The organism is Lysobacter firmicutimachus (assembly GCF_037027445.1).
Lineage (GTDB): Bacteria > Pseudomonadota > Gammaproteobacteria > Xanthomonadales > Xanthomonadaceae > Lysobacter > Lysobacter firmicutimachus.
In genome coordinates, this window is sequence record NZ_JBANDL010000002.1 from 4,002,385 (window position 1) to 4,028,559 (window position 26,175).

Genomic DNA, 26,175 nt, shown 5'->3' on the forward strand with positions numbered 1-26,175 from the left:
GCAGCTTACGGCCGGCGCCGGCCGCGCGCACCGGCGGCGCGCGGTCCGCCGCCGCAAAAACGAAAACGCCGGCTCGGGGCCGGCGTTTTCGTCGCTATGTCAGCGGCGCGGGTCGGCTCAGGCCGCCTTCTGCCACTGGCCCAGCGCGGCCAGGCCGTTGGCCTTGGCGCGCTCGTACACGGTCTGCTGGGCCTTGGCGACGTTGCCGGCCAGATCCTGCGACCACAGCTTCAGCGCCGCCGACTGCATGGCGCGGCCGTAGGAGAACGACAGCGGCCACGGGTTCGGGCCCATCAGGTTCATCGCGTTGAGGTGGGCGGTGGCGTCCTCGTCGGACTGGCCGCCGGACAGGAACACGATGCCCGGCAGGGTCGCCGGCACGGTCGACTTCAGGCACTGCAGGGTGGCGGCGGCGACTTCCTCGACGCTGGCCTTCTCGGCGGCCAGGGTGCCCGGCAGGACCATCGACGCCTTGAGGATGGTGCCCTCGAGCAGCACGCTGTGCTCGTACAGCGCGCCGAACAGCGAGCGCAGGGTCACTTCGGTGACTTCGAAGCAGGTATCGATGTCGTGGCTGCCGTCCATGATCACTTCCGGCTCGACCATCGGCACCAGCCCCTGCTCCTGGCACAGCGCGGCGTAGCGCGCCAGCGCGTGGCTGTTGGCTTCGATGCAGGTGCCCGACGGGATGTCGTCGCCGATGTTGATGACCGCGCGCCACTTGGCGAAGCGAGCGCCGAGCTTGTAGTACTCCTCCAGGCGCGCACGCAGGCCGTCCAGGCCTTCGGTGACGACTTCGCCCGGGAAGCCGGCCAGCGGCTGCGGGCCCTTGTCGACCTTGATGCCCGGGATCACGCCGTTGTCCATCATGATCTTGGTGAACGGCACGCCGGCCTTGGTCGACTGGCGGATGGTTTCGTCGTACAGGATCGCGCCGGAGATGTAGTCGCCGATCTTCGGCGTGGTGAGCAGCAGCTCGCGGTAAGCGCGGCGGTTCTCCTCGGTGTTGTCGATGCCGACGCCGGCGAAGCGCTTGGCGATGGTGGCGTTCGACTCGTCGATGGCGATGATGCCCTTGCCCGCGGCGACCATCGCCTGGGCGGTTTCGGCAAGCTGTTCGATGCTCATGGAGATCCTGCGGGAGCGGTGGGAAGCCCGCGATTATAGCGGTTGTGGGTGAACGCTGCCTTGGCCGAGCCCTGTTCAATCAGAGACTTGCGACGTGCGGCGCGGGTAATCGGTTACAAGGCGCCCTCGCGCGGCGACCGGTACCGATGTCATCGGGGGCGCCGCCCCCGATCCAGCCGCCGGGCACACCGTCGTTAGGCTCGACGCCACGCAATGCCGGTTCCATGGCCGCGCCCGCCTCCGCTCACGCACGCGCCGCCCCTATGACGCCCCGGGGTGGAATTCCGTCCGATACCGGCGGCCGGCCTGTCCGGCCGCCGGCGATTGCACATCAGAACGGGATGCTTTCCAGCGAGTAGCAGCCGGTGTACTGGCAGAACAGATTCGACGAAGGTGACGGCGTGTTGTTGTCGCCCTTCAGGATGCCGTAATGGTGCTCGGGATCGGGCGCCGTGATCAGGTCGCTGTGCACGTCGCTCATCCGGAACCAGATCAGATAGGTCAGCCACGGCATCGCCGAAGCCTCCGGCGACTGGCTCAGCTCCAGGGTGTGCTGCATCCAGTCGCGCAGCTGGGTCGCCGAGCGTTCCTGGCATGAGCCGGCGCTGCAGGAGAGCGACGAGTTGCCGGCCTCGGACAGGATCACCGGCACATCACCGTCGCCGTAGTTCTCCAGCACATCGTGGATAGCGTTGTTGGTCTGCAGCCAACTGGTCGCGGTCGCATCGCCGAAGATGTACGGATGCCAAGACACGCCGTCGAAGTAGTCGCGCGCGTTGGTACTGGGCCGGTTGCCGGCCGCGATGTTGGCGTAAACCGCGCCGATGAAATTGGCGATCGGCGCCAGGCTCACGTCGCCGAGCGGGGACGGCGGCGGGAAGAAGGCCAGCGCCTGCGGATTGCCGGCCTTGATGCCGCGCCGCGCATGCAGCATCAGGTCCATGGTGATGTCGACCCGGTCTTGGTCGGTGAACTGGACTCGTCCGTTTGCGCAAGCGCCGGGCTGTCCCGCCAACGGCGCCGCGAACACGTCGATGCCGTGGCCATTGACCTTCACGCCATTGGTTTCGTTCGCGACCTGCCACAGCTTGATCTGCGGATAGGCGCGCGCGATCGTGGCCCAGCTCTTCTCATAGCGCTGCAGGAAGCTCGCGTACGTCGCCGAGCCCGATTCCGGGCACGGCAGAATCCAGGAGCCGCCCTCGCGTCCCGGCACACCGGTCAACCAGGTCGGAAACGAATTGTCCACGCCAACCAGGGTGATGTTGGCGTCGGCCAAGGCTTGCACCGCGCGCTGATGCAGGTGGGCGTAGGGCCCCAGGGTGTTTTCGTCGGTCAGGATATGGGTATTGAGCATCCACATCCGGAACACCCGCGGCCGCAACCCCTTGGCCAACAACACCTGCCGATCGACATCGGCCTGCTGCTGCGCCGGGTCGTGCGGGAAGCGCGAGACCGCATTCGGCACGATCGGCTCGCCCAGTCCCAGGCTGCCCTTGCCGGCCGGCTGCAGGCCCGCGTTTTGCGGCTTGCCGCAGTAGTAGAAGGTGTAGTCGATATTGGGGCTGCCCAACGCGGTGTAGCGCGAATAGCCGCTGGGGCAGGTATGGGCGACGCCGGTGGCGGGGTTGGCGTACGGCGCGGCACCGTCGCCGGTCATGCCCGCGAAATCCAGGCGCAACCCGCCCTCGACATGCGGCCGGTAGCAATAGAACAGATTGTGGTCGACGCTCGGCGTACCCAGCACCTGCCGGCGCTGATAGCCGCTCGGACATTCGTGAGTATGAGTGAAGGGATTGACGAAGTAGTGATAGCCGCGCCACGGCAGGGCGCCGTTTTCCGGGCTATTGGCCAGGCCGACCATGCCGCCGAAGTCGTACAACGGCGCGCGCCCGGTCACATGCGGGCGGGTGCACAGGTACATCGACCAGTCGACGTTGGCGGTGCCGTAGACCAAGTGGGCATCGTAGCCTGTCGGGCAACTGGCCGCGCCCGTGGCCGGATTGGTGTAGTACTGCACGGCACCATTGGACGGGTACAGGCCGTACATGCCGCCGAAGTCGTAAGCGTCGCCATCGGCTGCCCAGGCCGAGCCCGACGCCAACACGGCGGCAGCCAGCGCGGCCCGCACAATGATTGCGTATCCCTTGTTCATTAGCTTCCTCAGTGCATGATGATCGGAGCGGCGTCCACGCACGCGGCCGCCGCTTCGTCCTTGTAACCCACCCCCGTCGCCTCAGGCGAGATGTGCCATGCAGCATTCGCGGTGGTCCATTCCGGACTGTACAGCGCGGCTGCGGCCGCCCTAAGCTCTGCGACCGACTCATCGCCGCACAAGGAACGCGCGCATGCCCTCGAACCCTCCGCCCCACTGCTTGCGTCGATCGGCCGTGGCCGCCCTGGCACTGGGCGTTTTAGCCGCCCTGCCCGCCGCCCAGGCCCAGACCGACGCCGACCGAGAGTTCCGCGAAGCCGTCGCCCGCTGCGAAGCCCAGCTCGACCGCTCCACCCGCTACGTCGTGGTCGACGCCGCACGCATGCGCTCGCTGCCGCGCGCCGACGGCGGCGCTGTGACCTCGGTGCCGATCGGCGCCGAAGTCCAGGTGCAATGCCAGCTGGGCGACTGGGTGCGCGCGACCTCCGAACGCCCCAATCCCTCGGTCGGCTGGATCCGCGCCGACCTGCTCGGCCCGCGTGCGCCGACCGCGGCCTCGCTGGAGCAGGACTACCGCCGCGCCGCCGGCGCCGAGCGCCGCACCATCGCCGAGCGCGCGATCGCCCTGCGCCCGTTCGCGCGCGACAGCCACCAGTTGCTGATCGACGCCTTGCAGGCCGACGGCGACGGTGCCGCCGCACGGGCCGCGATCGAACGCCGCGAACGCATGACCGCGCCCAAGGTCGAACGCCTGGCCGGCGAACCGCGCCTGCTGTTCGGCGTCGATCATGGCTACCTCACCGCGATCGCGCGCATCGACGGCCGCGGCCGCTACGCCGAGGCCGCCACCGGCGACGCTACCTACCCGGTCTGGCGCGGTTTCCACTTCTACCGCAATGGCGCCGGCGACGGCCTGGTCCAGGTCATCGAGCGCGGCGAAGAGGTCGGTCTGGGCCTGGAGGCCAAGGTCCGCCACCCGCCCGCGACCGAGCGCGACGACAAGCTGGCTGGCCTGGCCAGCAACGAGCCGCTCGGCGCCGGCGCCGCACGGGTCGAAGCGAAGCTGTCGTCCGACGAGCGCCGCGCGGTCGAGCGCGAACTGCGCGCCCTGCTGACCGGCAAGCGCCTGGACCGCGCCGCGATCGACAAAGCGCTGCGCCCCTACGACGAAGAACAGCGCGCCGGCCTGCGCGCCCATGCCGTGGTGCTGGCCGGCGGCCAGCGCCTGCTGGTCGCCACGGCCGACGCGGCGGTACCGCTCAAGCGCCCCGACCAGGCCGACAGCGTCCTGGATGCGGTGCTGGTGCTGGAGGCCTCGGGCAAGCAGTACCGCAAGGTCGGCGACATCGCCCGCGAAACCGGCGGCGACATGGTCGAAACCCATGCCTTCCACGACGCCCTGGACCTGGACGGCGACGGCGAGGCCGAACTGATCTTCCGTCTGCATCAGTACGAAGGCAGCTCGTACCAGATCTGGACCCGCCAGTCCGACCAGTGGAAGCCGGTGTACGCCGGCGGTTACACCGGCGCCTGAGTTTCGCCCGACCGCGCTGCCGCGGTCTGGAATCGCTGACACCGACGGTCTGCGCATCGCCCGCCATTCGAAGAGAAACCGGATCGGAAATATCGCGAGCACGAAAAAGCCCGGCGCGAGCCGGGCTTTTTCGTGTCTCCGCATCGCATGTCCGCATCGGCGCCACCGCAGCGGCCCCGCGGATCGGCTTACAACTCGCCCAGGCCCTCGGCGCAACCGTCCGCGCCGACCTGCAGCAGACGCAAGGTGTTGGTCGCGCCGTGCTGCTCCATGGTGTCGCCGCTGGTGAAGATCACCCGCTCGTCCTGGGCCAGCTTGCCGGTGTCGAACAGTTGCTTGACCGCGCTGCGCGCGGCGTCGCGCGAGGCCAGGCCGCGGCTGTCGAAATCGATCGGGTAGACGTCGCGCATCAGCGCCATGCGCCGGCGCGCACCGGCGTGGCGCGAGAAGGCGTAGATCGGCGCGTTGGAGCGGAACCGCGACAGGAAACGCGCGGTGCCACCGGACTCGGTCATGGCGACGATCGCGCGCACGCCGATGTGCTCGGTCAGGAACATCGCCGCCATCGCGATCGCCTGGTCGGCGCGCTCCAGGTTGCGCGGCGCCGCCTCGAAATCGGTGTCGTGGTCGAACTGGCGCTCGGCGCCGAGGCAGATGCGCGACATCGCCTCCACCGCCTTGACCGGATAGCGGCCGGCGGCCGATTCCTGCGACAGCATTACCGCGTCGGTGCCGTCGATCACCGCGTTGGCGACGTCGAGCACTTCGGCGCGGGTCGGGATCGGGTTGTCGACCATCGACTGCAGCATCTGGGTGGCGGTGATCACCACCCGGTTGCGCGCCAGCGACTCGCGGATGATCTTCTTCTGCAGGCCGGGCAGCTCGGCATCGCCGATCTCCACGCCCAGGTCGCCGCGCGCGACCATGACCACGTCGCTGGCCTCGACGATCTCGCCGAGGTTCTCGATCGCCTCGGCGCGTTCGATCTTCGACACCAGGGCGGCGTCGCAGCCGGCCTCGCGGGCGATCCGGCGCGCCTCGTGCATGTCCTCGGCGTTGCGGCAGAACGACACCGCGATGAAGTCGGCGCCGAGTTCGGCGGCGATCTTGATCAGTTCCTTGTCGCGCTCGGTCAGCGCGCCCAGCGACAAGCCGCCGCCGAGCTTGTTGAGGCCCTTGCGGTCCGACAGCGCGCCGTCGTTGAGCACGGTGGTGACGATGCGCGCGCCGTCGACCGCGCCGACCCGCAACTGCAGCAGGCCGTCGTCGAGCAGCAGCACGTCGCCCGGGGCGACGTCGTTGGGCAGGCCCAGGTAGCTGACCCCGACCTCGCGCAGATTGCCCGGCGGCGCGTCGGTGCTGGCGATCAGGTCGAAGCGGTCGCCGGCCTTGAGCAGCACCCGGCCTTCGGCGAAACGCTCGATGCGGATCTTCGGCCCCGGCAGGTCGACCAGGATGCCGACTTCCACGCCCTGCCGCTGCGCCGCCTCGCGCACCGCCTGCGCCCGCGCCACCTGCCCCGACGGATCGCCGTGGGAGAAATTGAGCCGGACGACGTCGACGCCGGCATTGAGCAGGGCGTCCAGTACGCCCGGCGGATCGGTGGCCGGGCCGAGGGTGGCGAGGATCTTGGTGCGACGCAGATTCGAGGACATAGGGGGCTCTCTGGACTTGGCCCAAAACTAGCACAGCCGGGGTGGCGGTCGCAGGCGCGATTCGCCGCTGCGCCACAGGCACGACGATGCGGTGGCGAATGTCATGATCAAAGACCCTGGTTGGCTCCGGAACGCTGCGCGGCGACGATCGCCGAAGCCGCGGCATTTCGACGTTTTTACGCATTCGAGGCGACAGCAGATTCGGGCAAAAATGCATCCGGCAAAACTGCGGTTCGCAACGCTCGCGACGCTTGCGTTTTAGTCTGCCCTCTTCGACCATGATCGCGGGCCACGGAGCATGGCCCCACGCCGATCGATACCGTCGCCAAGGAAGGAGGACGCCGCTACTCGGTTTTTAAGACAAGACGTTTCACCCCCCTACCCATCAGGACTCCGCGGCTTCAGCCGTTCGGAAATCCGGCCGCATCCGCGGTCGCCAAGGATCAGGTATGCCTTCAAAATTCCCCCTCTCTCCCCATCGGGCATCGGACGCTCGCACGGCGTCCGCACGCTCAAGCATCGCCCGCAGCTTGCTCACTGTCGCAGTAGCCTATTCGTTGAGCCACGGGGCCCTTGCCCAAGAAAGCGGCAACAAGTGGAAGATCGTAGATCCCACGGGACAGGCGACCGAGTACAACACCCAGCAAGAAGCCGTCGACGCCATCAAGGAGCTTCCCGCCCCCTCTCCGGACTGGGAAGGCGCCTACCTGTTCGTCGAACAGATCAAGAGCGCCAAGATCGACCCGGACGGCAACGCGCTGATCACCTATTGGATGGGCAAGGACCAGCCCAGCGATCCTGATTGGACCTACGGATCTGGCCTGGGCTCCGGCTACCTCACGGAGGCCGAAGCCGTAGCCAAGATGAACGAGATGATGGACGCGTCCAGCCCCAGCTGCGCTCCGTCCGCGCAGTCCGTTCCGTTGGGCGACTGGACCGAAGCGCAGCCCGGCTACGAAGGCCGGAGCGAAGTGCGCATGTACTCGCGCACAGTCCGCGCCGGCGAAAATTGCGCCACGACCGTGGATTTCGGCCCCACCCAGTTCGCCCGCCAACGCCGGATCATGTGCCCCATCGGCTATACGGAGTGGAACGACGACTACGAGGCCTGCGTCAACACGGAGATCACCGCCACCGTATCGGGCAAGGTCAGCTCCTGTGAGGCGGCCGCCATCATGGGCATGGTCGGCAACCCCTGCGACGTCAAAACCGGCGAAAAGTTCGAAACCGAGCAAGACTTCGATCTCGGCTGGATCGCGTTCGTGCGCTACTACCACTCCGGCAGCAGCATGAACAACGGCGGCTTCGGCCCCGGCTGGGCGCACTCGCACTCCACCCGTCTCGCAGTTTCCGGAGCCACGATCGGCCTGATCGAGGCCAACGGCTACCAAACCAGGTTCGTGCAGAACGGCAGCAGCTACTTCGCCGCCGACGACAGCGGCGACAGGCTCACAGCCGTGAGCGGAGGCTGGTCCCTTTATCGAGGCGACAGCACCGTCCAATTCGACGCCCTAGGCCGGATGTCCGGCGTCGCCTTCGAAGACGGATCGTCCCTGAGCTATCTCTACGATCAATACGGCCGGCTGGACCGCATCGTCCACTCCTCCGGACGATCGGTACAACTGCATTACGCGGATCTTTCCTCCGACGCCGAGATCGTCTCGATTTCTTCGGCCGGTTCGAACCTCGCCAGCTATACCTATCTCTACCAGGACCCCGAATACCCCACGCTCGGCACGGTCAAAACGGCGACCTATGCCGATGGAAAGACACGCACCTATCATTATGAGGATGCCCGCTTCTTCGGCCACCTGACCGGCATCAGCGGCGAGGACAACGTCCGATTCAGCACCTTCGCCTATGACGCCAAGGGTCGTGTCGTGTCCAGTGTTCACGCTGGGGACAACGATGGTGTCAGCCTGGTCTATTCCGCCACGGGCGGCGCAGTGGTCACCGACTCGCTAGGAAATCAGGAGAATTATGGCCTTTCTGCCGTATCCGGCGCCCTTCCGCGCAAGATCTCGGGCGTAACTGACTCTCGCGGGCAAGTCAGCCAGACCTTCTACGACGCGGCCACCGACTTCCGCCGCCGCCTGGACACCGTCACCGACCGCAACGGCACCCAGACCAAGCACAGCTACGCCGAAGCCAACGACCCGGTCACCGGCCAGCCGGCGCGCACGCACACGGTCAAGGAAGCCGTGGGCCTGCCCCAGGAGCGCACCAGCCTGGAGCGCCGCGACATCGCCGCCAACCGCACCGTGCTGACCCAGCTCGGCAACCGCGAGACGCGGATCGTGCGTAACGCGCGCCTGCAACCGGTCACGGTCACCGTGCGCGATACCACCACTAACCAGACCCGCACCACCGCCTACGCCTACTGCGAAGCCGCCGACGTCGCCGCCGCCAACAGCAGCTGCCCGACCCTGGGCCTGCTGAAGTCGGTCGACGGCCCGCGCAGCGACGTCAACGACGTGGTGACTTACCAGTACTACGGCAGCGACGACAGCACCTGCGCCACCCAGCCGGCGCTGTGCACCTACCGCAAGGGCGACCTGCGCAAGACGATCGATGCGCTCGGTCGCGCCACCGAGATCCTCGGCTACGACCCGCAGGGCCGGCCGCTGTCGATCCTCGATGCCAATGGCGTGGTCACCGACTACGAGTACCACCCGCGCGGCTGGCTGGCCGCGACCAAGCTGCGCGGCGCCGACAACAGCGTCGAGACCGACGACCGCATCACCCGTATGGAGTACTGGCCGACCGGCCTGCTGCGCCGGGTCACCCCGCCGGGCGGCGCCTACGTCACCTACAACTACGACGCCGCCCAGCGCCTGACCTCGGTGACCGACAAGGCCGGCAACAAGCTCCAGTACACCCTGGACAAGGCCGGCAACCGCAAGCAGGAGGACACCCAGACCCCGACCGGCACGGTGCGCCAGACCCTGTCGCGGGTGTTCAACTCGCTCGGCCAGCTGCACCAGGCCAAGGACGCCGCCGCCCACGCCACCACCTTCACTTACGACGCCGACGGCAACCCCGACCTGACCACCGACGCGCTGGGCCGGATCAGCGACCAGAACCACGACCCGCTCAACCGGCTCAACCGCCTGCTGCAGGACGTCAACGGCCTGGCGGTCGAGACGAAGCTCGCCTACAACGCCTTCGACCAGATCACCCAGGTCACCGACCCCAAGGGCCTGAACACCGTCTACGCCTACAACGGTTTCGGCGACCGCACCCAACTGAGCAGCCCGGACACCGGCGTCACCGACTACACCTACACCCCCGCCGGCCAATTGGCGACCAAGAAAGACGCCAACGACGCCGTCGCCCACAGCTATACCTACGACGCCCTGGGCCGGCCGAAGACCATCTCCTACGGCAGCGGCAGCAACGATGTCGAGTACGACTACGACACCGTCAACGCGGTCTGCGCCGCCGGCGAAACCTTCGCCCTGGGCCGGCTGACCGCGCTGCGCACCGAAGGCACCGAGCTGAAGTACTGCTACGACCGCTACGGCCAGTTGGTGCGCAAGGTGCAGGTGGTCGACAGCAAGTCGTTCACGCTGCGCTATGCGTATACGACCTCCGGCCAGGTGCGCACGATCACCTACCCGGACAACGCCGTCGTCGACTACGTCCGCAACACCCTGGACCAGGTCACCGAAGTGGGCGTCAAGCCGGCCGGCGGCGTGCGCACGGTGCTGCTCAACGGCATCGCCTACGAGCCCTTCGGCCCGGCCACCGGCTGGACCTACGGCAATGGCCGCAGCCTGGCCCGCAGCTACGACCTGGACTACCGCGCCAAGACGATTCACGACAATGCCGACGGCGGCCTGTCGCTGGGCTACGGCTACAACGAAGTCGGCGAACTGACCGAGCTCAAGGACGGCCTGCAAAGCGCCGTGCTGGCCAAGTACGACTACGACAACCTGGGCCGGCTCAAGATCACCCGCGACGGCCCCAGCAACACCCCGATCGAAACCTACGGCTACGATGCCACCGGCAACCGCACCAGCCTGCTGCACGCCGGCACCACCACCACCTACACCTATCCGACCACCAGCCATCGCCTGACCAACGTCGGCGGCGTTGCCCGCGGCTACAACGCGGTCGGCAACACCACCAGCATCGGCGGCACCGCCAAGGAGTTCGTCTACAACGGCAACGACCGCATGAGCCAGGTCAAGCTGGCCGGCGTGGTCAACCGCAGCTACCGCTACAATGCCAAGGGCGAACGCGTCGCGGCCACCAACGGCGCCAGCGGCCCGGTCGCGGTCTACACCCTGTACGACGAAGCCGGCCACTGGCTGGGCGACTACGACGCCAACGGCGCGACCAAGCAGCAGGCCGTCTGGCTGGGCGAGTCCCCGGTCGGCGTCCTCGCCGGCGCCGGCAGCGCGCAGAAACTGCACTACGTCCAACCCGATCACCTCGGCACCCCGCGCACGGTGATCGACGCCACCCGCAACGTCGCCATCTGGTCCTGGAACGCCAAGGGCGAAGCCTTCGGCAACGACACCCCCAACCAGGATCCCGACCAGGACGGCACCGCGTTCGTATTCGACCTGCGCTTCCCGGGCCAGCGGTATGACGCGGCTACGGGGCTGAATTACAACTACTTCCGGGACTACGATGCAGCTAGCGGCAGGTATGTGCAGAGTGATCCGATTGGGTTGGGCGGCGGGTCAAGCACCTACAGCTATACAAAATCGAATCCGAGGAACAGTAGCGATCCGCTGGGTCTGATCGTAAAAGTGGTGAGCTCAAACAAGCGCGAAACTCGGATTCTCCAAAGAGCGTACGCAAAGCTCACAAGCACCGCTCACGGGCAACAAATCTGTTCAGCCCTTGAAAAGTCCCCACTAATTTATGAAATCCGAGCAGTCCATCACGATGCGTACTATTGCCTTCCTGGGAATAACGCACCGAAATGTCACGGCAATGAGAGAACTATTTACATTGACCCCAATAACAACTTGAAGCTACCCACAGCCAACGGTCTACAGGTAGCTCCAAAGGCAGTGGTGCTCGGGCATGAATTCGGCCACGCAGCGGGAACACTGGATGACGGCCCGAACCAAATGAACAACGTAATAAATCACGAAAACAAGATTCGGCAACAACTCAACCTCCCTGCCAGAACCTCCTATCCCGTCCAGCAGATCATCTGGGTACCCGGAACAGAATGAAAAACATCGTCACTTCGATAGCATTTTCGACCCTGGCTCTGCTCGGATGCTCTAAGCAGCAAGCCTTACCCACAACCGGCTCACCCGAGATTACAACCGAGCTAAAAGAAACAACGTCAACCGCTATAGGCACAGTCTATTTCTTCGGCTTCGATGTCCCACGAATAACGGGAATTCCTGAACAAGAAATGGAAAAGTATGGATGCAAATTCAAAATTAAAGAATCTGACCTACTTGCAGCCATGGCTCTATCTCAGCCCGATCCCCTTCCAAACTACAACGCCCTCGATGTGCGCGCGAAAATTTCGTTCCCAAACGGAGCCCTGTATATAGACCACCAAGGCGTGATGAGTTGGGATGGGAAATTCTCGCTTATCGATAAAGCGAAGTTCAGCAAGGCCCTAACAGAACCAGAGCCTTGCTCACAGGCAAGTATCTAAGTAAGAACCAGCGAGTAGAACCGGGGCAGAGTGCCTTCCGCCTAGCTTTTTCGGAAGCCACTCTGACCCGGTTTTTTGCTGGAAGTTTTTCGGCCACGGCCTTCGCTTGGTGCCGAAACGTGTTCGTTGAAGCGAAAGCGGAAGCTACGTCCTTCGCTCTCGATTTGCTGCGAGACGCTAGGACCGTCGTTGCCGCGTGCAAGCAAAGCAGTTGGACATCTCCCGACCTCGATGAGTTGCAGTACGCCGTGGGCGCGTTGGAGCGCGCGCTTTCCATGCATTAGTTCTCCGGCGGCCGCAAAAAATTTCCTCCGCGGCAGCACCTTCCGTCTAGACTTTTGGAACCGATCTGACCCGGTTTTCCACAAGACAGATTAGCCTTGTTTAGCCAATATCGTTGAAGGACGCCGGGAGACAGAACTCCGCGCGGCAATCACTCTATCCGGATTTTTAAATGACCCCTTTGTCGGAGTTTGAAATAGCGCCGTTTAGCGATCTGGACTATGCAGGCATGTCGGTAGAAATCCGCTACAGGGGAATCCCCGTTGCTCAGCTCAATAGAGACAAGGGCTTGGACGCATGCGAACTGATAATTCCATCGAGGTTCTCGCCCGCGGACGCAGCCTTTGAGCTGCCTCTCGATGCCTTCTTGGAGGCGCTGAATTCCGCAAAATCGCTGATGCTCGAGTTGAACTAGTCGAACGCCCCGTACGCCGTCGCTGCTTGAAGCAAGGACGACTGGAATGCAATATCGCAAGGCCTTATAGCATCGCGCAGGCAAGCACGACCCGATCGCCCTGATCAGCAACAGGCTAAAACCGGGTCAGAGCACCTTTCCACCCAGATCCGTCAGAAAGTCGCTCCGACCTGGTTCTTAGTGGAACGTCGCCAACGGCTATAGGAGCAAATAATCATGATGATTGTTAAACCCGTATCGCTTTCTCTTATAGTCGCCGCTTCTATTACGAATTCGTATGCCAGCTCTGTACTGACAGCGAAGGAAGCTGCTGCTCTCGCGGAGGCCCCCGGAATCACGTCATGGCATACGGAAATCATTCGCGCATCGCCCACCAAAGAAGTCGTCTTCGTTACATACCAGCCTCCCCAGCCCGTGGGAACAGATTCCTGCAAACTGATGAGAAACGAGTTCGTTGCAGTCGGTACGGAGAAAGGTTTCAAGACGATACCTATGGCGCAAAAAACCATGCTCGCGCTACGCCCTTGCGGCGGTATCGACGTATCGGAATTTCGCCAACTGCATGGAAAGGCTCACGACTTGCAACCAGACAAACTCGTGCCCGTACTCCGTAAAGCAGTTCCGGCCTTCGGTGGCCAAGGTTCAAACGTGAAGTTCGGGTCCGCCTCATTGCGCGATGCATTCAACCGACTGTCCAAGTCCGATCTGGCGCGTTTTTCCGTACGCCCTTCTCGGGAGTTGACCGCGATCTTCTACTCCAAAGAGACACGACCCGATCTGATCTCCGTTAGAGTGAAGACTAATAGTTCGGAGGTCTTCGTCGATCTCTCGAATGGCCCGGATCAAACAACGACCAGCGCCAAGAAACGAACCGCCACGAATTAGCCCTAGAAACAAACAACCGGGCCAAAAACCGAGCCTGAGAAAATCGGGCCAGGGTACCTTTCCACCTGGATCGGTCGGAAAGCCGCTCTGACCCGGTTCTTGCCATTACGCCACGATGCCTGCGTTCAGCGTTTCGGCGTGGAATATTGCGAGACTGCTTGAAAGGGTGGACCGACGGGAATGCGAATGCAATTCATCAAGTACATCGTGATAGGTGCCGTGTTGCTCCTGCCTGGATGCGCCAAGCCTACCCCTGATAATCAGGAGGTTAAGGGTGAGCAGTCAGCGAGCACCCGCCTGACAAACAGGGAGTTGCTTTCGACGAGCCTATATCCGCTGAGCACGCATTATGGAGTGTGCCTAAGGGACGCGGGCGTCGTTCGCGGTGCGCTTCGTAATGGTATGCGCGGTTATCCCACGGCTGGCGAATTGTCGGCTTACGGCGCGGAGTTGAAAATTGCTGTTGGCAAATTCGGCACTGAGCCGAACTCAACGTCAGAAAGGATTGTCTCCTCCCCAGGGCGGACGGTGCATGTGATTCAAACAGAAGGGAAGCGCAGCCTTTTGGTGTCCGATTTCGATGACTCTGGCAACATGGTCAGTGTTGAGTTCGAAAGCGCTGATCCCAAGGGATATGGCGCCGCATTAAGCCTAGCCAATAATGTAGTTGCATTCAGTCTGACACCTGCTTCCATTGAGGCAGGACTTCAGTAAGCTTAACCCGTGTAAGGCGGAATGAATTCGGCTAAAACCGGGCCAGAGCATCTTTCCCCCCAGATCCGTCAGAAGCCGCTCTGACCCGGTTCCTACGGTTGAGTGAGCTGTGGCCGTAGATTGAAGGCGGTCTCCGGCATAGGCTTGGGGCGCACGACCCGCCCTCCACCACGCCGGAGACCGTAATGAAAGAAGTCGAAACGCTCGGCCGGATGGCCATCGAGTCTCGGGCGCGAGCCGACGTACTCGAGTTGGTTGTCATAGCGCTCATTAAGAGCAGAAAGCCGGGCCAGAGCAACTTTCCGTCTAGACATATCGGAGACCGCTCCGGCCCGGCTCTTTTGACTGCACATCCAGCGACAGATCAGCAATGAACGTCCATTTGATCGTCGGCGCCCCCACCATAGAAGCCCACGCATCACGACCGGTGCTGGGCCGCATCCATATATCAATGGACGGAACGGACTTTCCAAGCTCGAACTGGAGCGACTTCGTTGTAGTCGTTCTAGGGTGGTGGCTAAGAGCCGTTTGCAACTTGACCGCTGAAGACCGTAAGCGGGAGATCGTGAATTTCATGGAAGGGCCATACAGCTTGGAGATCGAGAAGGAAGCCGGCTGTATTCTCCGCAGGGCTTTGACCGGGGATGGACGACGAAACGTGTTCGCTTAAGCGGAAGCGGATGCCGCGTCTTTAGTTAGCGATTTGCTGAAGCGTGCCAAGGCTGTCCTCGCCGCGCGCAGGGAAAGCGGCTGGACATCTCCCGACCTCGACGAGTTACAGAACTCTGCTGACGCACTGGAACGCGCGTTTGCCATGCAATGACTCTCAGGCCCCGGCGAACGCGCAACTTTACTGAACTGATCAAGGCGTTTTTTGTTCAAACTTGCGGAAAACGCCCTCGATGGGCCTTCCAGAAATGAGTACCGATCAAATCACTATCAACTTCGGAGACGAGCACGACGATGCTCTTAGGGACGCGCTTAGGGCAGTCTTTATCGAAAATCAAGCGATCCTCCTTGACGCGTCGTGGGGGATGGGCGGCTCGCAGCAACTCGAAACGCTCAAGGTAAGGCTAGGAGAGGTCCTAGTTACGATCGAGTCCGAAACATACATAGGACTTACCATCACAGGCCCGACCTCGACCGTTGAAATGCTTGTCGAAGAGGCCCGGGCCAAGCTCAACTACTCGCAGCACCATTAGACCGGTCATCAACGTCTCGCCAGGGACGTATAGACCTTGACTGAATTTCCCTCGCGCCCCGAAAATCAATATGAATGACACAAGGGTTCTGCACACGGTAGCGATCTACCTAAAAGGCGATGATTTGGTTCCAGAAGAGTTGAATGCACGGATAGGTACTGAAGCAGATGAGTCGCACAGGCGCGGGGACAATTACATCTCAGCGAACGGAAGGGAGATCACCCGGCGCACAGGCCTCTGGAAGCTGAGCAGAACCGAGAAGTCGACAGTAGATTTACCGGCATTGCTGAAGCAGCTCACTTCTGAACTTTCGGTCAAGAATGCCGGCCTCTCCGACCTCCCCGGAGTCGAAGAGGCCTTTGTGGATGTCTTCATTGCGCAGGCCGCTGACGCCGGCGGCGGCGGAACGAGCGAGTTCGAGATCGACTCTTCATCAATTGCGGAGCTTGGCAAACTTGGCCTGCCGATCCGCTTCACGATTGCGATTATTCGTGACTAGCACCGCCGCCCCTTGGCGTTACTGGATGATCTTCGAAACATCAGTTGCAATGAACGACGGAAACCCATCCAGCCCCAGCAAAGCGTTAAGCAGGAACGGATGAGTGCAATATCTCAAGGCCCTATGGCATCGCGCAGGCAAGCACGACCCGATCGTCCTGATCAGCGAACTGGACGACGAACGATACGAGGTCAGAAAGGTCGAGGTGTTCGCCGATGGCTTGCTTGGGTTTGCCGGCAAGCAGGCATCGGCCGGGGGCACTCGGCTTGGGGCCGAGCCTGTACCTGGCAATAGCGAGATCCTCGCCGAGACTGAGTTTTCGCTGGAGCCGATAGGCCGCGAGGAATTCGAGAAGATATGGTCAGCCGCCCTATCAGGAGCCCGATGGCCAATTGAGTCGTAGGACGAAGAAGCCCCTCGCAGAGCCGGACATCGTCCATTCGCCTGAAGCCGGAACTGGGCGCGTCGCGATCGTCAACGGCATCTCCCTGCCCGACGACTCGGTTCGGACGGTACCCGTTTGTGGGTGGTCGCGGGCCAATGATGCCCCGCAGCGCGACCGGAGCCATCCAGATCGACCATCGCGGACCGGCCGGTGCGACCACATGACTACCGATACCCTAGCCTGCTCTTCGCTGATCGAAGGCTTCATCTCGGGCCGCGACACAACGCTCGCGACCGCAAACCGCATCGAGGTGCTATTGGACCAGGCCTTTCCGGATGACGAATTCATCCAGGGGGTCGTGGTCGCGTTGGCCCGCTATCGTCCAGGTGGCCACGATTACACTTTGAATGAAACGACGATCCGCACGCTGCTGCTGCGGACTCAACGCTATCTGGCCTCGCTGTGATGGTGCTTGTGCCCAAGGCCGCGATGGTCAATCGAGGCGAGCCCAGGCCTGTCCGGTTGGCGCCCCTCTCATGGATGAACAAAGATGACTACGACAGAACCTGACCACCCCTTCTTGCCCTGCCTTTGCTGCGGCTCGCTCGAAATCGACGAGCGCGGCGGGTACGAGATCTGCCGCCGCTGCAACTGGGAGGACGATCCGGTGCAGGCCGAGAATCCCGGCTTCGCGGGTGGGGCGAACGTCATGAGCCTGGAACAGGCCAGACGGGAATGGATGGGGCGCATCGATGCCGGCTGCGAATCGTCGAAGCACTAGCATCTTCGGCTTTTCCACTCTGATCGATCGGTACGGCCGTGAGTGAATGAAGCAGGCGTTGGAACATCGCGCCCGCTTGCCGACGCGCGAGGACGATCCGGACGCGATGCGCGAGGCAGTGGTTGGCGATTCGAAGCAAGGTGGACGATGACGGGAAACGACAGCGAAGCAGGTCCGACCGACGAGCGCGGCGGCGAGGGATGTTGGTTCGCGGCCAGCCTGATGTACCAGGCCTGCCATCGGCCGCCGCGCGAGGACGGGTTGTGGGAGGAGCGGATCGTGCTGATTCGGGCGGGGTCGCAGACGCAGGCGCTGGAGCAAGCCGAGCGGCTGGGCCCGGTGGACGAGGTCGGTTATGCGACCAGCGAGGGCGAGGTGCAATGGCGGTTCGTACGAGTCGACCGGGTTTGCGCGATCGAGGCCGAGGTGCTGGGTTCCGGCACAGAGGTGTTTTCGCGATTTCTGAACACCGAAGAGGCGGAGGGCTTGGCGCGGCCACTGAAGTGAGCGGGTGGGAACGCCCTCCCCCAGCATTTCGGCCCGAGTTCGCGGCGAGGCGTCCCGCTTTGCGCCGTTCCTCCCCCTTGGGGACGTCGGGTCTGCTGGGGCAGGAATAACAAGCCCAGGCGGCCGCCCGACGCTGGATATCTGGTGGAGTGGCATCTGGAATCCAGCTCTCCTGATTACCCATCTCCTGATTACCCAGGATAATCTACGGTTACCTGCAATGGCGGGCGGCTAGAGTCGACCATGAATCCGGCAACAATACCCGGCAGGAAACGATCGTACGTCTGAAGACTCCCGAAGGGCAGACTCGCGTGTGCGCACAGGCAACCAACAAGCACTCCCTTCGACGTCGGATCGTGGATGGCTTCGATACATCGCCCGTAACGAGAGGCAGGTATCGCCCTGCCCGCGTCCTCTACAACTGCATCACGAGCCGCAGACGACTTCAAACGCCTTCGCGCGGCATGGTTCAAGCCCGCTTAGTAACGGATCGCGCGACCACGCCTCGCCGCATGCAAGCCAAGTCGCACGACGGCCCGAAACTCCACCTATAGCACGCAGCTCTCTTTGCGGTGAATGGTGCGGTTCTGTCGACGAGCCGTTGCCGACCGCGATATAGGCAGCGGTATGATCGCGCCATCGGCGCCCAACCCACTCATCAATGGCCACCACCGAATCCCATCCCCTCGATCTGCCGCGCCAACATTTGTTCTGGATGCTGCATCTTGCCGGCTGGAGCGCCTACTTCGGCTTGGGTTACTTGTCGGCCATCGCATACGAAAAGCCGGCAGGCTACTGGGTGGTGCCGCTGACCGCCGCGATTACCGGCGCCGCGGTGACATTGGGGCTGCGCTACCTTTTCCATGCCTGCTGGAGCCTGCCGCCAAGAAAGCTGTTGGCCGCGATGACAGTGCCCATCCTGGCCAGTTCCGCTGTCATGGATCTAGTGACGCGGAAGGTAATGCTCGAGTTCTGCGCTACCTGCGCACCGACCAATCGCGCCGCCTATATTGCGTACGCATTGAGTTACATCTACGTGGTCATGGCCTGGGTCGGCCTGTATATCGGCATCAAATACTACCGCCAGCTGCAGGACGAAACCCAGCGCGCACTGGCTGCCCGCAGCATGGCGCATCAGGCCCAGCTGAAAATGCTTCGCTACCAGCTCAACCCGCATTTCTTGTTCAATACGCTGAATGCGATATCGACTTTGATCCTCGATCGCGACAACCCCACCGCCAATCGCATGGTACAAGGCCTGTCGGCGTTCCTCACGGTGTGTTGCCTTGCGCCGGCGATGCGCCAACCTCCACGAGCGAGGCCCCATCCCATCTGAAGTCCTTGGAGATCATGCTCATGGCTTCTTCAGGGGCATGTTCCCCGGTCGCTCTCTCTCCGTAACTGACCCAGAATTCGGACGGCCTTTCCGCAACGACATCGACTTTTTGCACGCTGATCCTATCGCCCAGAAAGACTGCATTCGTGCCCTTGTACCCCTGCGGAGTATTCAACGCCGCAGCGGCGTAGTAGAAGGTGCCGCTGCCGCCCATGTCCTGCGTCAGCAGGAAAGCCATGTCTTTACGCCCGTCGCCGTCGAGATCGAGTTCTGTTTCGCGACCGATGAAGCGCGTTATCTGTTTCGAAGCGGCGCCAGGCACGATAGTTCGAACATCGATACCGTCCACGAGCGTGACGGGCTCGCCCTCGACAATGTAAGTCGCATTCCTGGCATCCACGCCCAGCTTGATGTCCGGCACAGCCCGTGCGGGCGCATGCGATGCCCCATCGACGCGCTCTGTAGAGGATTGCCCCGGGGAGCAGGCCGTCATGCTCATGCAGATGACCAGCGGAAAAGCTCTTACTGAAGTACGCACTGGGGGCTCTCTCGGTTGGCAGCGTCGAAAAATACTGGCAGATCCGAACCGGTGCATAGTGAACAATGGAAAACTGTGCCGCCCAGGCATTTTTGGTCAGGCCGCCTGTCCATAGAAGGGTGGCGACCTGCAATTTGCTGCGAACCCGAACAACGCATGCCTACCCACTACCGCCCTGTGCCGGTGCATTCCTTGGTGCTACGATTCCCCTGCATTTTGGAGATTAAGGAGGATTTTCCATGCATTTCACGAAGCATTGGCTGATCGCCGGCGGGCTGATCGCGACGCTGCTGGCAGCTCCATCGGCGATCGCCCAAATTCCTGCCGAACTTCTTCAGGGAGGGGGAGGAAGCCAGGGCTCGCTCTATAGCGACGCATTCTATAAATCGAAAGACGGATATTGGGTATTGATGCGCAGCCGCGAAGACAACGGCCTGCGCTGCTCCGTCAGCTACATCATGCCCGACAGCTTGTATGCCATTCATGGCCCCGGAAACGCCGAGGAGACCAAGCGGGGCGCGGGGCAAATCTGGTTCAGCGGCGACAAGATCCGTTCGCCCGCGGCCACCGAGCAGGTCGAGATCGTCATCAACGCCAGGGGCAAGACCGTCACCTACCCTACCGCGCTCGTCAATATCGTCAAGGATCGCGGGACATTCGTGATGTTCCTCGACGTCAAGAACTACCTGCGCAAGGTGATCAAGAAGGGCGAGGACACCGACGAGTTCACTGTCCAGCTCGAAGGCAAGGAAGTCTACGCCGTCAAGCTGCCGCAATTGCAGAAAGCCTATCGGATGCTGGACAAGTGCATGGCCGGCGGCGCCAAGCCGTGATCGGACACCGGATGGCGCTGGGCGCCGCGGCCGGCGCGCCCAGCGCCGGCCGGCGAGCGCTAATTCCTCGGCGCGTTGAGCAGGCCCGAACACACATAGGCCCGACCTGGGCCACTACGATTTTCCTCGACCACCACGTCGGCCACGCGCATCGCGCCTGAGGCATCGGGCTTCAGCACGAACTGCGCCTGGCAGCTTTCGTACAGTCCCTGGGTCGAAATGTGGTCGCCGCCGGCGGTGACCAATGCGAAACGGTTGTCGTACTCACGCGCATAGGTCAGATAGCGCATGCCGCCTGCTTCGCTGACCGCCGGCGCCCCCATCGCCGTGACCACGTCGCTTTCGTTCTTGCCGAGCCAAACGCTGATCATCGTCTGCTCGGTGGCACTGACGCGGCGCCCGCCACGCAATTTCGCCGCCTCCTGAACGAACCGGTTCTCCTCGTCGACCTTCTTGATGCGCGCGCCGACATCGTCGCGCTGCTGCTCCAACAAGGCGATCTGATCCTGCAGCCGCTTCTCGAACGCGGCAGCCTCTTTCGCCGTCAGTTGACGACCGTTGTTGAGCGCGGGCTTGGGCGCGCCCTTCCAGAAGTGCTCCCAGGTGTAGCTGGCCAGCACGTTCATCGACAGGCCTTCGGTCGGCAGGAACTCGGCCGTATCGAAACCCAGCTCGCGCATGCTTTGGCGCAAGGCCGTCGGATCCATCTTGCCGTTCGGCATCGCGGCAGCCTGTTTGGCGTCGCGGATGGCGGCGTCGCTGCAGGCGACCCGATAGACCTTGAGCATCAAATAGTTCGATGCGGACTGCCAACCGCTGCCCGTCAGGGACTGAATCTCCGGCGAATCCTTCATCCGCTTGTGCCCGCCGACCATGCGGAACTCGGCCGAATCGGCATCGGGCAGGGCCGGGGACGACTGGCCCGCCGGCTTGCGCGAGGCCTTGCCCACGCCGGCGGCGCCGGGGCATTTGAACTGCAGCACGGTCTCGGTCCAATAAGGCTGCTTGGCCGCCTCATAGACCATCGTCAATACGATTTCCCGGATGCCGCCCGAACCATCGCCGATCCCCGACTTGTCCGTCGAATAATCGTTGACGTAGGTCAGGATGCGGTCGGGCGAGGTTCCGCTCGCATCGATCACCATCTTGTCGGTCGCCATCGCCGGAGCGGCCGTCGCCCCCAGCATGGCGAACACCGCGACGAGTTTCTTCGCCCTTGTATCGACCTTGCCCATCGTCAGCGCCATCCCTGTCTAGACCGCCGATAAATACCTCCTCCCGGCGGCGCTCGTCAAACCCGGCCTGGCTCCGGGGCAACGAAACAAGTTTCCAACGGCTACCAGCGTCCGTAGGCACGACCCGGTCACCGCGGGTTCGGCGCCCTCGTCGCTTCAAGGCCTCGGGCAATCTTGCGCGGACGGGTCATATCGAGCCCTTCGAACAGCGCGCGTCGCGGTGGCGAGTGGTTGGGCGAACTCGAAACCAGCGCCAATACAAAGCGTTCTTCGCGCCGTTGTCCTGCTCGATGTTCTGATGCGCCCTCCACCCAATTTGAAGGGCCGTCCACGGTAAACCATCGACACCTATCCCTCTGTCGCACACCGAGATCGGTTCCTTGCCGGTAGCGATCTCGATGGCGTTTCCGACGGCGCCGCCGAAGCGCAGGCCCGGTTGCTTCGGCGACGCGAAGATCGGTGGCTTCGGCCGCCCACGTGGGGATGCATAGCCACCATCGAGCCCGATTTCACGCAGTTCAAGGTCCCACGCTTTCAAACGCGGCGCCGGCGATACCAACAAGGCGTCGCTGACTTGCCTCGTCCGGCCAGATGTCCGGCGGCGCCAGTCCTTCGAGAAACAAAGCGGATCGGCGGCCTGGTGCGTCGAAGGCCATCGATTTGTCGAACAGACCGAGCGCCGCCGCGGCCGCTTGCGCCGTGTATGCGCCAATCAACCTGGACATGCGCAAGCGCGTACACCCCGTGTCGCTGCAGAGCCATCGCCCCCCCTGCTCCGCCCAAGCTTCCTCATTCCTGCAGTGGTTCGCGTCGCTCGCCGCATCGATCAATGGTGCCGAGTTGGAACCCGGCGCGGGCATGCCGATCGCGATAGGCCTCGTTGAAAAGTCCAGCCGCAACCCATTGATCCGTAAGCTCCCGAAAACCAATCCGGCGGCCGGCAGCCCGCGGGAAGGTAGAAAACGGAGGCAATTTGGCGGAATTTTCGCCAAGCAGGGCTGTGGATATTGGACCAGCCCGCAAGCCGACGACGAAAAGGCCTAAAACAGGGCCTTTTCGTGTCGAGTGTGGCGGACAGACGCGGTTCGACCGCGGGAGAGTGGTGGGTCGTGAAGGATTCGAACCTTCGACCAAAAGATTAAAAGTCTTCTGCTCTACCGACTGAGCTAACGACCCGGAGCTCGATTGCTGACCCCGACGCGTGGCCGGGGTCGGTCATTCTAGCAAAACCCTTGCGGCCGAGTCAGCGCCCCCGTTCGCAGCGCGGTTCAGGCGCGGCGAAGCGGGCGGGCCGGCTCAGGCATAGCGGGTCGGGTCGGCCACACCGGCGGCGGCGAAGCCTTCGGCGCGCAGACGGCAGGCGTCGCAGTGGCCGCAGGCGCGGCCGGCGTCGTCGGCCTTGTAGCAGGACACGGTTTCGGCGAAATCCACGCCCAGGCGCACGCCTTCGCGGACGATATCGGCCTTGCTGAGGAACTGCAGCGGCGCCTGCACGCGCAGGCCGGCGCCTTCGACCCCGGCCTTGGTCGCCAAGTTGGCCAGGGCCTGGAAGGCCTCGACGAATTCGGGGCGGCAGTCCGGGTAGCCGGAATAGTCGACCGCGTTGACGCCGCAGAAGATGTCGTTGGCGCCCAGCACCTCGGCCCAGCCCAGGGCGATCGACAGCATGATGGTGTTGCGCGCCGGCACGTAAGTCACCGGGATCGCGTCCTTGGCCGCATCCTGGCCGATGGCGTGGCCGTCGTCGTCCAGCGGCACCGAGATGCTTTCGTCGGTCAGGGCCGAGCCGCCGATGCTGCGCAGGTCGACCGCCACGGTCTTGTGCGCGACCGCGCCCTGGGCGGCGGCGATGCGCGCGGCGGCGTCGAGTTCGGAGGTGTGGCGCTGGCCGTAGCGCACGCTCAGGGCATGCACGGCATAGCCCTGCTCGCGCGCGATCGCGGCGACGACGGCGGAGTCCATGCCTCCGGAAACGAGTACTACGGCTTTTTTCATGGTCGGGATTCGGGATTCGGGATTCGGGATTCGGGATTCGGGATTCGGGATTCGGGATTCGGGAAAAGGCTAAAACGCCGGCCCTGGTTTTGCTCGTCTTTGCCCGTCGTCCCCGCGCAGGCGGGGTTCCGGGGCTTTACCGCGGCATGGCTTTGAAGTCTCTGGATCGGCTACGCCGAAGTAAAGCGAAGCCTGCCTGCGCGGGAATGACGAACAAGACCGCTGCAGGTAGCCAGAACCGCTCGGTCGGAGAACCAACTCAACCGCACCTACCGCTCCGGCAACGGAACGGGACTGCCCAAAGCGAATCCCGAACCCCCACTCCCGAATCCCAGCCCCTCAGCGCCCCGGCTCGTCGTTCCACAGGATCTTGTGCAACTGCAGCTGGAACCGTACCGGCAGGCGGTCGGCGACGATCCAGTCGGCCAGGTCGCGGGGCTTGATCTGGGTGAAGCTGGGCGAGAACAGCACGTCGCAGACTTCGGTAAGACGGTGCTCGGCGACCACCGCCTTGGACCAGTCGTAGTCCTCGCGGCTGCAGATCACGAACTTGACCTGGTCGCGCGCGGTCAGCAGCGGCAGGTTGCTCCACAGATTGCGGTGGACTTCGGCCGAGCCCGGGGTCTTGATGTCGAGCACGCGCGACACCCGCGCGTCGACCGGGCCGATGTCGATCGCGCCGGAGGTCTCCAGCGACACGTCGTAGCCGGCGTCGCAGAGTTTTTCCAGCAGGGCGATGCAGCGTTTCTGCGCCAGCGGCTCGCCGCCGGTCACACAGACGTGGCGGGCGCCGTGCTTGGCGACCTCGGCCAGGATGGCGTCGAACTCCCACCACTCGCCGCCGTGGAAGGCATAGGCGGTGTCGCAGTACTGGCAGCGCAGCGGGCAGCCGGTCAGGCGCACGAACACGGTCGGCCAGCCGATGCTGTTGGATTCGCCCTGCAGCGACAGGAAGATTTCGGTCAGCCGCAGGCGCTCGGACGGCGCGGCGGCCGTCTCGGGGGTAACGGCGGTGTTCACGGTAGGACTCAGTTGCGCAGCCGGCTCAGCTGGATCGCGTTGAGGCGATCGGAGGCCGTGCGGGCGGCGTCGGTGCCGGGATAGCGGGCGGCGACGTCGGCGAGCGTACGCTCGGCGGCATCGACCTGTTTCAGGCCGAACTGGGCCAGGCCGATCTTGAGCAGGGCGCCGGCGGCCTTGTCGTGGGTCGGGTAGCGATCGAGCAGGGCCTGGAACTGCTCCTGCGCGAGCTGGTAGTTCTGGGTCACGTAATAGCTTTCGCCCAGCCAGTACAACGCATTGGGCGCGTAGGCGCCGCTGGGGAAGTTGCCGAGGAAAGCCTGGAACAGGCGCGCGGACTCGACGTACTGGCCGGCCTTGAGCGCGCCGAAGGCGGTGTCGTAGGCGCCGCGCTCGTCGCCGCTCTGGGCCAGCAGGCCCGGATCGCCGTGCACGCTCGGCGCGCTGTCCTTCACCGCCGGGGGCGGCGTCGGAGCGGCGGCCTGCGGCGCGGCCCCGGCCGCCGGCGCCGCACCCGCACCCGCACCGCCTTCGAGGCGGTTGAGGCGGTTGTCGGTGTCCAGGTACTGGGCCTTGCTGGTGTCCTGCAGCTGCTTGTTGAGCTGCTGCAGTTCCTCGACCTGGGCGCGCAGGGACTGCAGCTCGGTCTTGAGCTGGGTCACCTGGTTGAGCAGATCGAGATTGGCCTGGTTGTCGGCGGCGCGCTGCTCGAGGACCGCGACGCGGTCGGCGAGGCTGGCGCGCTGCGCGAACGCGGGCGTGGCGGCCGAAAAGGCCGCCACGATCGCCAAGGCTAGTGCGAACTTGCGCATCGCTGTGAGCCTCGTGGTTCTGCGTGGACGCTACGGTCGCCGATTACTTGGCGGTGTAGACGATCTCGACGCGGCGGTTCTTGGCCCAGCAGTCTTCGTTCGACTCGGTGCAGACCGGGCGCTCTTCGCCGTAGGAGGTCACGGTGATCTGGCTGCCCGAGCCGCCGTTGGCCTGGATCGCCGAGGACACCGCGTTGCCGCGGCGCTCGCCGAGGCCGAGGTTGTACTCGCGGCTGCCGCGCTCGTCGGCGTTGCCTTCCAGGGTCATGCGCGAGGACGGACGGTCGCGCAGGTACTTGGCGTGGCAGCCGACGATGTTCTGGAACTCCGGCTTCAGCGCGTCCTGGTCGAGGTCGAAGTACACCACGCGCTGGCGCAGGCAGGCGTCGGTGTCCAGATCGTTCGGACCGTAGGCGCCGGAAGCGACCGGGCCGGTATCGCTGGGCACGGTGGTCGACGGGCCGGTACCGGTGTCGGTCGGCGGAACTTCCTTGACCTTCTTCGAGCAAGCGACGGCCGCGGTACACAGCACGGCGGCGAGCAGGAGGCGAGCGGTGTTGTTCATGGGGTTTCCTCGTCAGATGGAGCTGTGGGGCAGGAGTCGTTCGGGGGTGTGGCGCGATCCGCGC

26 protein-coding genes and 1 tRNA gene are annotated in these 26,175 nt (G+C 63.7%); 15 read left to right on the forward strand and 12 right to left on the reverse strand.

Annotated features, from left to right (window positions below; translation table 11 throughout):
* Nucleotides 1–117: 117 nt before the first annotated feature.
* The gene (locus V2J18_RS17320) at nt 118–1,128 is read right to left on the reverse strand and encodes a class I fructose-bisphosphate aldolase (RefSeq protein WP_064748977.1); all 1,011 of its coding nucleotides are present in this window, start codon (nt 1,126–1,128) and stop codon (nt 118–120) included.
* Between the two features lie 331 nt (nt 1,129–1,459).
* On the reverse strand, nt 1,460–3,283 hold the full coding sequence (locus tag V2J18_RS17325; RefSeq protein ID WP_064748976.1) for a hypothetical protein: 1,824 nt from the start codon (nt 3,281–3,283) through the stop codon (nt 1,460–1,462).
* A gap of 235 nt (nt 3,284–3,518) precedes the next feature.
* Between V2J18_RS17325 and V2J18_RS17330 the strand changes: the two genes are divergently transcribed.
* Nucleotides 3,519–4,817, forward strand: coding sequence for an SH3 domain-containing protein (locus tag V2J18_RS17330; protein ID WP_064748975.1), 1,299 nt, complete (start codon nt 3,519–3,521; stop codon nt 4,815–4,817).
* 188 nt (nt 4,818–5,005) lie between these two features.
* Here the strand turns inward: V2J18_RS17330 and pyk are convergent, their stop codons facing one another.
* Nucleotides 5,006–6,472: a pyruvate kinase gene (pyk, locus tag V2J18_RS17335; protein ID WP_336132438.1), complete on the reverse strand. Its 1,467-nt coding sequence runs from the start codon at nt 6,470–6,472 to the stop codon at nt 5,006–5,008.
* Nucleotides 6,473–7,029: 557 nt separating this feature from the next.
* On the opposite strand from pyk, the gene V2J18_RS17340 reads away from it, so the two are divergent.
* The 12 genes from V2J18_RS17340 to V2J18_RS17395 all read left to right on the forward strand — a co-directional run bounded on the left by V2J18_RS17340 (nt 7,030) and on the right by V2J18_RS17395 (nt 19,113).
* On the forward strand, nt 7,030–11,667 hold the full coding sequence (locus V2J18_RS17340) for an RHS repeat-associated core domain-containing protein (RefSeq protein ID WP_336132439.1): 4,638 nt from the start codon (nt 7,030–7,032) through the stop codon (nt 11,665–11,667).
* Entirely contained in the window at nt 11,664–12,107 is a 444-nt protein-coding gene (locus tag V2J18_RS17345) for a hypothetical protein (protein ID WP_336132440.1), read from the forward strand. The genes V2J18_RS17340 and V2J18_RS17345 overlap by 4 nt, the downstream gene beginning before the upstream one ends.
* A gap of 454 nt (nt 12,108–12,561) precedes the next feature.
* Complete coding sequence (locus V2J18_RS17350) at nt 12,562–12,804, forward strand: hypothetical protein (protein WP_336132441.1); 243 nt, start codon at nt 12,562–12,564, stop codon at nt 12,802–12,804.
* A gap of 216 nt (nt 12,805–13,020) precedes the next feature.
* Complete coding sequence (locus V2J18_RS17355; protein ID WP_336132442.1) at nt 13,021–13,689, forward strand: hypothetical protein; 669 nt, start codon at nt 13,021–13,023, stop codon at nt 13,687–13,689.
* Between the two features lie 186 nt (nt 13,690–13,875).
* Entirely contained in the window at nt 13,876–14,403 is a 528-nt protein-coding gene (locus tag V2J18_RS17360) for a hypothetical protein (RefSeq protein WP_336132443.1), read from the forward strand.
* Between the two features lie 917 nt (nt 14,404–15,320).
* Complete coding sequence (locus tag V2J18_RS17365) at nt 15,321–15,605, forward strand: hypothetical protein (RefSeq protein ID WP_336132444.1); 285 nt, start codon at nt 15,321–15,323, stop codon at nt 15,603–15,605.
* Nucleotides 15,606–15,675: 70 nt separating this feature from the next.
* Entirely contained in the window at nt 15,676–16,104 is a 429-nt protein-coding gene (locus tag V2J18_RS17370; RefSeq protein WP_336132445.1) for a DUF4279 domain-containing protein, read from the forward strand.
* A 103-nt stretch (nt 16,105–16,207) separates the two neighbouring features.
* Entirely contained in the window at nt 16,208–16,507 is a 300-nt protein-coding gene (locus V2J18_RS17375) for a DUF6881 domain-containing protein (RefSeq protein ID WP_336132446.1), read from the forward strand.
* Nucleotides 16,508–16,709: 202 nt separating this feature from the next.
* Entirely contained in the window at nt 16,710–16,955 is a 246-nt protein-coding gene (locus tag V2J18_RS17380; protein WP_336132447.1) for a hypothetical protein, read from the forward strand.
* An 84-nt stretch (nt 16,956–17,039) separates the two neighbouring features.
* Nucleotides 17,040–17,270, forward strand: coding sequence for a CPCC family cysteine-rich protein (locus V2J18_RS17385; RefSeq protein WP_064747924.1), 231 nt, complete (start codon nt 17,040–17,042; stop codon nt 17,268–17,270).
* 147 nt (nt 17,271–17,417) lie between these two features.
* Complete coding sequence (locus V2J18_RS17390) at nt 17,418–17,777, forward strand: DUF4288 domain-containing protein (RefSeq protein ID WP_336132448.1); 360 nt, start codon at nt 17,418–17,420, stop codon at nt 17,775–17,777.
* Between the two features lie 661 nt (nt 17,778–18,438).
* Nucleotides 18,439–19,113, forward strand: coding sequence for a histidine kinase (locus V2J18_RS17395; protein WP_336132449.1), 675 nt, complete (start codon nt 18,439–18,441; stop codon nt 19,111–19,113).
* On the opposite strand, the gene V2J18_RS17400 is transcribed toward V2J18_RS17395, so the two are convergent.
* Nucleotides 19,049–19,612 (reverse strand): hypothetical protein, encoded by a 564-nt coding sequence (locus V2J18_RS17400; RefSeq protein ID WP_336132450.1) that lies wholly within the window; start codon nt 19,610–19,612, stop codon nt 19,049–19,051. The two genes, V2J18_RS17395 and V2J18_RS17400, sit on opposite strands and share 65 nt — an antisense overlap.
* 278 nt (nt 19,613–19,890) lie before the next feature.
* Between V2J18_RS17400 and V2J18_RS17405 the strand changes: the two genes are divergently transcribed.
* Entirely contained in the window at nt 19,891–20,484 is a 594-nt protein-coding gene (locus V2J18_RS17405) for a hypothetical protein (RefSeq protein WP_336132451.1), read from the forward strand.
* A gap of 59 nt (nt 20,485–20,543) precedes the next feature.
* Here V2J18_RS17405 and V2J18_RS17410 read toward each other — a convergent pair whose 3' ends face one another.
* The 3 genes from V2J18_RS17410 to V2J18_RS17420 form a co-directional block, all read right to left on the reverse strand.
* Nucleotides 20,544–21,719: a hypothetical protein gene (locus V2J18_RS17410; protein ID WP_336132452.1), complete on the reverse strand. Its 1,176-nt coding sequence runs from the start codon at nt 21,717–21,719 to the stop codon at nt 20,544–20,546.
* Nucleotides 21,720–21,906: 187 nt separating this feature from the next.
* Nucleotides 21,907–22,257, reverse strand: a complete 351-nt coding sequence (locus V2J18_RS17415) for a hypothetical protein (protein WP_141233466.1) — start codon at nt 22,255–22,257, stop codon at nt 21,907–21,909.
* Nucleotides 22,238–22,444, reverse strand: coding sequence for a hypothetical protein (locus V2J18_RS17420; RefSeq protein WP_141233465.1), 207 nt, complete (start codon nt 22,442–22,444; stop codon nt 22,238–22,240). Before V2J18_RS17420 ends, V2J18_RS17415 begins: the two co-directional genes overlap by 20 nt.
* Here V2J18_RS17420 and V2J18_RS17425 point away from each other — a divergent pair.
* Entirely contained in the window at nt 22,443–22,763 is a 321-nt protein-coding gene (locus V2J18_RS17425; protein ID WP_336132453.1) for a hypothetical protein, read from the forward strand. The genes V2J18_RS17420 and V2J18_RS17425 overlap by 2 nt on opposite strands.
* Before the next feature lie 56 nt (nt 22,764–22,819).
* Here the strand turns inward: V2J18_RS17425 and V2J18_RS17430 are convergent.
* The 5 genes from V2J18_RS17430 to pal all read right to left on the reverse strand — a co-directional run bounded on the left by V2J18_RS17430 (nt 22,820) and on the right by pal (nt 26,111).
* Nucleotides 22,820–22,895, reverse strand: a tRNA-Lys gene (locus V2J18_RS17430).
* A 120-nt stretch (nt 22,896–23,015) separates the two neighbouring features.
* Nucleotides 23,016–23,714 (reverse strand): 7-cyano-7-deazaguanine synthase QueC, encoded by a 699-nt coding sequence (queC, locus tag V2J18_RS17435; protein ID WP_336132454.1) that lies wholly within the window; start codon nt 23,712–23,714, stop codon nt 23,016–23,018.
* Nucleotides 23,715–24,053: 339 nt separating this feature from the next.
* On the reverse strand, nt 24,054–24,734 hold the full coding sequence (gene queE / locus V2J18_RS17440) for a 7-carboxy-7-deazaguanine synthase QueE (RefSeq protein ID WP_336132455.1): 681 nt from the start codon (nt 24,732–24,734) through the stop codon (nt 24,054–24,056).
* Nucleotides 24,735–24,742: 8 nt separating this feature from the next.
* Nucleotides 24,743–25,546, reverse strand: coding sequence for a tol-pal system protein YbgF (gene ybgF / locus V2J18_RS17445; RefSeq protein ID WP_336132456.1), 804 nt, complete (start codon nt 25,544–25,546; stop codon nt 24,743–24,745).
* A gap of 43 nt (nt 25,547–25,589) precedes the next feature.
* Nucleotides 25,590–26,111, reverse strand: a complete 522-nt coding sequence (gene pal / locus V2J18_RS17450) for a peptidoglycan-associated lipoprotein Pal (protein WP_336132457.1) — start codon at nt 26,109–26,111, stop codon at nt 25,590–25,592.
* Nucleotides 26,112–26,175 lie beyond the last annotated feature (64 nt).

Bases quoted from the DNA above. Each gene is read 5' to 3' on its own strand.
- V2J18_RS17320 (WP_064748977.1), bottom strand. From the start codon at position 1,128: ATGAGCATCGAACAGCTTGCCGAAACCGCCCAGGCGATGGTCGCCGCG.
- V2J18_RS17385 (WP_064747924.1), top strand. From the start codon at position 17,040: ATGACTACGACAGAACCTGACCACCCCTTCTTGCCCTGCCTTTGCTGC.
- V2J18_RS17380 (WP_336132447.1), top strand. From the start codon at position 16,710: ATGACTACCGATACCCTAGCCTGCTCTTCGCTGATCGAAGGCTTCATC.
- V2J18_RS17425 (WP_336132453.1), top strand. From the start codon at position 22,443: ATGCGCAAGCGCGTACACCCCGTGTCGCTGCAGAGCCATCGCCCCCCC.
- V2J18_RS17355 (WP_336132442.1), top strand. From the start codon at position 13,021: ATGATGATTGTTAAACCCGTATCGCTTTCTCTTATAGTCGCCGCTTCT.
- V2J18_RS17395 (WP_336132449.1), top strand. From the start codon at position 18,439: ATGGCCACCACCGAATCCCATCCCCTCGATCTGCCGCGCCAACATTTG.
- V2J18_RS17405 (WP_336132451.1), top strand. From the start codon at position 19,891: ATGCATTTCACGAAGCATTGGCTGATCGCCGGCGGGCTGATCGCGACG.
- V2J18_RS17360 (WP_336132443.1), top strand. From the start codon at position 13,876: ATGCAATTCATCAAGTACATCGTGATAGGTGCCGTGTTGCTCCTGCCT.
- V2J18_RS17390 (WP_336132448.1), top strand. From the start codon at position 17,418: ATGACGGGAAACGACAGCGAAGCAGGTCCGACCGACGAGCGCGGCGGC.
- V2J18_RS17365 (WP_336132444.1), top strand. From the start codon at position 15,321: ATGAGTACCGATCAAATCACTATCAACTTCGGAGACGAGCACGACGAT.
- pal (WP_336132457.1), bottom strand. From the start codon at position 26,111: ATGAACAACACCGCTCGCCTCCTGCTCGCCGCCGTGCTGTGTACCGCG.
- V2J18_RS17370 (WP_336132445.1), top strand. From the start codon at position 15,676: ATGAATGACACAAGGGTTCTGCACACGGTAGCGATCTACCTAAAAGGC.
- V2J18_RS17410 (WP_336132452.1), bottom strand. From the start codon at position 21,719: ATGGGCAAGGTCGATACAAGGGCGAAGAAACTCGTCGCGGTGTTCGCC.
- V2J18_RS17420 (WP_141233465.1), bottom strand. From the start codon at position 22,444: ATGTCCAGGTTGATTGGCGCATACACGGCGCAAGCGGCCGCGGCGGCG.
- V2J18_RS17400 (WP_336132450.1), bottom strand. From the start codon at position 19,612: ATGAGCATGACGGCCTGCTCCCCGGGGCAATCCTCTACAGAGCGCGTC.
- queC (WP_336132454.1), bottom strand. From the start codon at position 23,714: ATGAAAAAAGCCGTAGTACTCGTTTCCGGAGGCATGGACTCCGCCGTC.
- V2J18_RS17325 (WP_064748976.1), bottom strand. From the start codon at position 3,283: ATGAACAAGGGATACGCAATCATTGTGCGGGCCGCGCTGGCTGCCGCC.
- ybgF (WP_336132456.1), bottom strand. From the start codon at position 25,546: ATGCGCAAGTTCGCACTAGCCTTGGCGATCGTGGCGGCCTTTTCGGCC.
- V2J18_RS17350 (WP_336132441.1), top strand. From the start codon at position 12,562: ATGACCCCTTTGTCGGAGTTTGAAATAGCGCCGTTTAGCGATCTGGAC.
- pyk (WP_336132438.1), bottom strand. From the start codon at position 6,472: ATGTCCTCGAATCTGCGTCGCACCAAGATCCTCGCCACCCTCGGCCCG.
- V2J18_RS17345 (WP_336132440.1), top strand. From the start codon at position 11,664: ATGAAAAACATCGTCACTTCGATAGCATTTTCGACCCTGGCTCTGCTC.